This is a genomic window from Candidatus Thermoplasmatota archaeon, from assembly GCA_038884455.1.
GTDB lineage: Archaea > Thermoplasmatota > E2 > DHVEG-1 > DHVEG-1 > JAWABU01.
In genome coordinates this window covers 1-6370 of record JAWABU010000060.1, presented here as the reverse complement: position 1 = coordinate 6370, position 6370 = coordinate 1, and the positions used below count along the sequence as shown (strand labels likewise).

Genomic DNA, 6370 nt, shown 5'->3' with positions numbered 1-6370 from the left:
TCGACCAACAACTACGTCAACGCACTCGTCACACACATTCTGACACACAGCTTCCATCTGGGATGGAGACCAAGCGAACTCATCGTCCAACGCGTCGACGACGTCTACCTCAAAGACGGATACCTGATTATAACAGAAACCAAGAAGTACAACCAACCGCGACAGATCTGGCCAGACAGTATCCTCATGACCGGTAGACAGAAAAAAAGCTTCAAGAACTACATCGAATGCTGGCGGCCACAAGTCGCAAACGAACACTCAGGAAACTTCCTGTACCTGCAGAAGAATGGCAAACCATTCACGTCAACACAACACCTCAGCAGCTTCCTCAAAGATTTCATCGGAGACTCGTACCCAGGTTTTCATCCGTATCTCTGGAGGCACTGGTGCGCAATAGCCAGACTTATCAGAACCAAGATCGAGACAAACCACTGGGATATCTGGGATGTAAAAGATTGGATGGGGCATGAAAAGGTAGACACCACCGAAGATTACGTGAAATTCGCAAAGCAATACTACCGCAGTGCCCCGTACGATTGGATCAGTGCCGTGCTGAAATTCTACCGGACCAACAAGGAGTTCGTGGGACAGTGAAAGGGCACGACCAAAAAGGGTTGGACGAGATCTGCAAAAAAACGGCCGTTAGAGTACATAGTCCCTCCTGTAGAAGGCAAATGCTCCCGTCGGGATTTGAACCCGAGTCGAAGCCTCGAGAGGGCTTCATGATTGGCCGCTACACTACGGGAGCATACAACGAAACAACTTTTCGCTATCCACCTGAAGCAACCTGAAGTAGTTCAAGTTCCTGAACATCACCAATCAGATCATCAATGGGAACTGGTTTTTTATCAACCAATACAATAACAGTATCAGGTTTTATATTCATTTTTTTCAACAGATCAGAAACTGTTGAATCTTTGGTTATTTCAACTTCTTTTTTTAGATTTGATGGTAGTATCGTAATTTTTATCTTCATCAGAACAAAACCCATATAAAAAACTCTTAAATTAACCTTTGTACAAACAAAGGCCAATTTTGCTGGGGTAGCCAAGCTCGGTCCACGGCGGCGGTCTCGAAAACCGCTGGTGACAACACCTCAGGAGTTCAAATCTCCTCCCCAGCGCTACTTTTCCTCTTTTTACGGGAGAAAATTCAAAATTTTTACAGCAACTCATCTTAGCGCCTATTTACAAGTAAAACATATTCTCTTATCTATAGTTCATTTACAAGAGTCAGCTTAAGATCTTTTTACCATAAACTATCAGGAAAGAAGACGTGTGATTAAATCCTTACAAGTTAACAGCTTCGGCTTTACAATTGGGGAACCCCGGCAGATATGAGAGTTGGTTTATAAAGAGCAAACAGATTTCCTCTTGTGGATTGGGATGCAAAAGGACGGGATTCTTTTCAAAGATACAACAAAAATGCAGATTCCAAACTGCCTTCTATTGTCATTCGTCTGATGTCATAAAATATGGGAAACAGAAGAATAAAGCACAACGATTTCAATGTACTATCTGTCAGAAGATTTTCAATCATCGGTACGGTACGTTGCTCTACAAGAAACGTCTCTCTGATGATGATATCCTCAGGGTTGTCTACCTGTTTCTCACCGGGTACCCGATCAGTAACATGCCACCACTGTTTGCTATCACGGAAAACACGATCCGTGATCTCCTCAAGCAGGTGCTTCTTCAGTTCCAGAAATTTAAACAGTACATAGCTGCTCCTGCGGGGTATATCCCACGGGTTATTGAGATTGATGAAATCTACATCAAACTTCAAGGGGAAAAGAAATTCTACGGGTTGCTTGCGTACGATCCGCAAAAGAAATACGTGCTTGATTTCGTCATCGGCAATCGGGATGACGAAACCCTGGAAGAGTTGTCCAAGAAGTTGAAACGATTCCGAGGGAACATCGAACTGGTCTTGATTGATGGGTATCAAGGGTATGAAAAGTTCATCAGCACCTACCTGGGAGTCAAAGGTATGAAACCCTTGACCGGTATGATCAACAAAAGCAGGTTTAACAAGAAAACCGGAAGGTTCTACACGTATGGGTTGTTTTGCGTCAGCGGGAAAACCATTGATGAGGTCATCAAGGAGCTGGGTATCGGAAACGAGATCTCTACAGCACTTATCGAGAATCTGAACTCGTTCATCCGTGACAGTGTTCAGTATCTTGTTCGAAGAACAAAAAGACTTGTTCAAAGTCTCGAGTTGGTCATCCAGACATTAGCTGGATATTTCTTCTTCTGTAACTTTGTGAGACCTCATTGGAGTCTCAGTAAACGTTCCAGTAAGAACTGATTAGAAGAAATGGTTACTCCCGCGATGGCATGTGGTATGATTTCTGCTCCACTATCTTTGTATGAAATAGTGACGTTTCACCAACTCTGAATTACTGGGGTGCCACAATTGGAAAAATTATTAAAAGAAAAAATCGATTTTAGACTATGAAAACCGCACGTCAAAAATTCTGGTTCTCTCTCTTACTAATAGTTCTACTATCTCTCAGTGTTTTTTTCATCAGTGGGTGTGTTCAAAATGATATTCACGAGAAAAACAATGATGATACCAATATCCCCAACCATCAGACACAACAAGTTTCAGTAAAAGAAACTGGTTCTTTTTACAAAACTGCTCCTAAGGGGCTTTCCGGCTGGTTCCAGACTGGGCAGGATGCAGATATCATGCTTTCAGGTATCGATTTTAATAATACAGGAGGCCCCCTTCTCTTTAATCACCCGTCAGGTATTGTAACAGATGGAAAAAGGTTGTTTTTAGCAGACACGTTTAACAACAGGGTGCTCATTTGGAACACGCTGCCAACAGATAATGTTCCACCAGACCTTGTGTTAGGACAAAAAGATTTCATTGCTAATGACCCAGGTACAGGAAGGGATAAATTCAATTGGCCATTTGGAATAGCTACCGATGGTAAACATTTAGTTGTAAGTGATGTAAACAATGCCCGTATTCTTATCTGGAATACGATACCAACTGAAAATGGGACATCAGCTGATATTGTCTTGGAAGGCGGTGGCTCATTTTGGACAGCACAATCTGAACGGAATCTTCCTGGCGCATCTTGGGGAGTATGGACGAATGGAGAAAAACTAGTAGTGAGTAATACATGGTCTGGTGACACTGGAACTATACTTATTTGGAACACATTTCCTTCCCGAGATAACCAACCTGCTGACCTAGTATTAACAGGAAAAGGGAATATCGGTACACCACGACATATCACAAGCGATGGCAATTCTTTGATCGTAGGGGATCATAATGCAAAAAATGAGGGCGAATCTCATGGATCATTTTTTTGGAAAAATTTCCCCACATCTGATCAACCGTATGATTTCTTCATGTCAAAAGGCTTCGGTTGGTTAAGAGGGACCTTCTTGAATGATGGAAGACTCTTATTGATCGGAGGAAATGAACCTAAAATGAGAATCTGGAATACATTCCCTCAAAATAGAAACGATGAAGCCGATGTCGAAATAGAACTGAGCGATGCTAAACTATGGGGGCATGATTACGAGGGTGTTGCTGTAACAAATGATGCAATTTATTTTTCACAGGGTAATCAAAACAGGGTTATCGGATATAGGATGATTCCTATCACAAACAATCAGAGACCTGATTTCGTTATAGGTAGTCCAGATGTTAGTACAAATACCTTAGAAACAAATTTCTTTATACAAAACGGGGTTCCTGCTTCAGATGGAAACAGTTTATTTGTAGTTTCAGATTTTGACAGAAAACTGTATGTTTGGAAGAATCTGCCAGATGAAAGCGGAGCCCATCCTGACTTGGTATATTCATTTGATAAACAACCAATAGATATTGCACTTCACGACCATACCCTCGCAATTGCTGGAGAGGACACGGTTTATATTTGGAAAAATCTACCGACCGATGGACATCTCCCTGATGTTATACTTCAGGGGAACATCGGCAGTGTTCAATTAGAAGCGATTAAAGGGGTTGCTATGGATGAACGGCATTTCTATATTTCTGATCATAACGCAAATAAGGTCTATGTTTGGGAAGGTTTGCCTGATAAATCCTCTAACCCAAAAACGGTAATTAACGTCAATGGTCCTTGGAGAATTGATTCAGATGGAAAATACCTTATCGTAGATTCCATATTTGAGAGTTCTAGCTATATCTATGATCCTACTCAGTTGTCAGATATTCCCATATCTAAAGTAGGAGGCCCTGGAAAATTAAACCTTCCGCAATCAGCTATAATTAGCAATAACCATTTGTTTATTGCAGACTCTGGCTTTGGTCGTGTTCTGATATGGAATGATGTAGAAAAGGCGATTTCTGGACAATGGCCACCTGATATTATTTTAGGGCAATCAAATATAGAGGGTAAACAGCCGGCTATCGGAAGAAACAGATTATTTAATCCTGCTGGTTTGTCTTTTGATGGGAGTTATCTGTGGGTCGGTGAATTTAAATTTTCAAATAGATTACTCAGGTTTTCTGTAAGATAAACAATATCCTCTAATTCTCTTTAACTGTAAAGCAATCTTACACAATATAATTTTTTTTATTGCAGGTGCTTTGTGTAATAATTCTCACCTCGGATAAATAAGGACGTTCCACAGGATTGTTCGTAACCAGACTTCTATCCGGCGAAATCGAGCTTTCAGGCTGAAGAGATGTTCACCGAAGCGTCGTTTCGTCCCAGAAAAGATCGCTTCGACCAAACATCGCATCAGTGCTTGAACTTTCTTTTTTTCAACCATCAAAATCCTTCTGTTGAGTGAGAACCGCTTTTCGTCTACTGGGACAACTTCTAGCTTTTCTGACTGCATTTTTTCGTACCTTGATTCCAGGTATGGAACCATTTTTGGTGATCTCGTTGAAGGATTCTCTGGTATCGTATCTTTTATCACCGAGGATAATGTCGACTCGTATCCAATCACATTTCTTGAGTATCTTTTTCAGCTGTTTATGGTCAGATGCCGTTCCTTTGGTGACAAGGTAATAGATTATTTTCTTGGAATCAAGATCAACGAAGATATGGATTTTCTTAAAATCCTGTCTTTTCTGAAATCTTTGGAAACGGATTTGGACCCAAGCTCCTTTCCGATTGGTTTTCATGCCACTTGAATCAATACCTCCTAACAGGATATGTTTCGGGAGGTATAGACGATTAATTTGAGAAAGAAACCATATATCAAGACGTTCCATGGTGCTCTGAATAGTTTTGTAACATGGTGCTCGTTTCATTTCAAGCTCCTGGTAAATGTTCAAATCTTTGGGCCGCATTTGCTATGCTACGATACGATAGACTAAACAGGATTTTAAAGAGAAGGAGAACGGTAAGATGGGAGAGTTTGAATTCTCTCCGTTGAACTGGTTTATCCAGTTCTTGACCCACTGTTGTTAGATCTAAAATCCTTTTACATTCACTAAGTCTGCTTTCATCGTAGTGTTTCCAGTCGATACTAACCTCTTTATTCCTCTCCCACTTATCCTTTTGTTGACGTGTCTTTTGCATCCCATTATCCCTTTGGATGCAAAGGACTACGTCCTTTAAATTTTAATTACACAAAGCATTAAGAACCCGCTCATTTATTTCATCGCGTTCGAGATTCTCCTCATATTAATACAAAAATAATATAAAAAATGAAAAGTAATTTTTGAAGTTCATTAAATGAACAATTGTTCGTGAACCGATTTTTATTGAAATCGTGGTCGATATTCTCGAGGTACTGTTGGTGTTTTTGCTTCGATTTTGTTTTCTCGTGCAAGCCATCCTAATGCTGCGTAGATGTCACGTTCATCTAATTTCAACGTTGTTGAAACATCATAAATATCAATAGTTCCCTTGGTTTCAAGCAGTTTCCAAACATTTCCCGCATCATTGCCAATTTTATAGGTTAAGTTCGTCGAACCAAGTTTGTAAAACGGGCCATCTTTCCAAATCTTGTTTTCTCGTGCAAGCCATCCAATTGCAACATAAAACTCATCATCTTTAAGTTTCGTTGTTTCCTTGAGTTTAAGTTCAGTTAGTGGACCATATTTATCAAGTGTTCTCCAAATTTCACCAGCATGTTTTCCAAATTCCTCATATACATTTGTCATATGTATCTCGCCTCACGACAGTTATAACGATAATAGGCATAAACTATACCCTATTTAATATTTTTTCGAAATATTGTTCCTCTGGATAAAGTTCGATCATAAAAAAGCCTTGAAAAGATTTATCAAAATCATACACATTGGTCATCGGTTAAGCCCACCATTCCTCCCTAAATCTCTGTCGATTCACATGCGGATCAAATGCCTGACAATCGTATAAAGTATAGAAATCCATCAGATCCATCTTGATATTCAGATAATGAAG

7 protein-coding genes and 2 tRNA genes are annotated in these 6370 nt (G+C 40.2%); 4 read left to right on the top strand and 5 right to left on the bottom strand.

From position 1 onward, the window contains the following. Nucleotides 1–36 precede the first annotated feature (36 nt). Nucleotides 37–594 (top strand): site-specific integrase, encoded by a 558-nt coding sequence (locus QXL17_08315; protein MEM4259128.1) that lies wholly within the window; start codon nucleotides 37–39, stop codon nucleotides 592–594. An 81-nt stretch (nucleotides 595–675) separates the two neighbouring features. On the opposite strand, the gene QXL17_08310 is transcribed toward QXL17_08315, so the two are convergent. Both QXL17_08310 and QXL17_08305 read right to left on the bottom strand, forming a co-directional pair. Beyond that, nucleotides 676–748: transfer RNA gene (locus tag QXL17_08310), tRNA-Glu, on the bottom strand. Nucleotides 749–769: 21 nt separating this feature from the next. After that, complete coding sequence (locus QXL17_08305) at nucleotides 770–976, bottom strand: MoaD/ThiS family protein (protein ID MEM4259127.1); 207 nt, start codon at nucleotides 974–976, stop codon at nucleotides 770–772. A gap of 61 nt (nucleotides 977–1037) precedes the next feature. On the opposite strand from QXL17_08305, the gene QXL17_08300 reads away from it, so the two are divergent. The 3 genes from QXL17_08300 (at nucleotide 1038) to QXL17_08290 (ending at nucleotide 4508) form a co-directional block, all read left to right on the top strand. Beyond that, nucleotides 1038–1123, top strand: a tRNA-Ser gene (locus QXL17_08300). Nucleotides 1124–1380: 257 nt separating this feature from the next. After that, nucleotides 1381–2310: a hypothetical protein gene (locus tag QXL17_08295; GenBank protein MEM4259126.1), complete on the top strand. Its 930-nt coding sequence runs from the start codon at nucleotides 1381–1383 to the stop codon at nucleotides 2308–2310. A gap of 146 nt (nucleotides 2311–2456) precedes the next feature. Continuing rightward, a complete protein-coding gene (locus QXL17_08290) occupies nucleotides 2457–4508 on the top strand; it encodes a hypothetical protein (GenBank protein ID MEM4259125.1) in 2052 nt (683 codons plus the stop codon). 247 nt (nucleotides 4509–4755) lie between these two features. Here QXL17_08290 and QXL17_08285 read toward each other — a convergent pair whose 3' ends face one another. From QXL17_08285 to QXL17_08275, 3 genes are all read right to left on the bottom strand, one after another. Then, on the bottom strand, nucleotides 4756–5250 hold the full coding sequence (locus tag QXL17_08285) for a transposase (GenBank protein MEM4259124.1): 495 nt from the start codon (nucleotides 5248–5250) through the stop codon (nucleotides 4756–4758). Nucleotide 5251: 1 nt separating this feature from the next. Then, the gene (locus QXL17_08280; protein MEM4259123.1) at nucleotides 5252–5521 is read right to left on the bottom strand and encodes a hypothetical protein; all 270 of its coding nucleotides are present in this window, start codon (nucleotides 5519–5521) and stop codon (nucleotides 5252–5254) included. A gap of 182 nt (nucleotides 5522–5703) precedes the next feature. Then, nucleotides 5704–6108: a winged helix-turn-helix domain-containing protein gene (locus QXL17_08275; protein ID MEM4259122.1), complete on the bottom strand. Its 405-nt coding sequence runs from the start codon at nucleotides 6106–6108 to the stop codon at nucleotides 5704–5706. Nucleotides 6109–6370 lie beyond the last annotated feature (262 nt).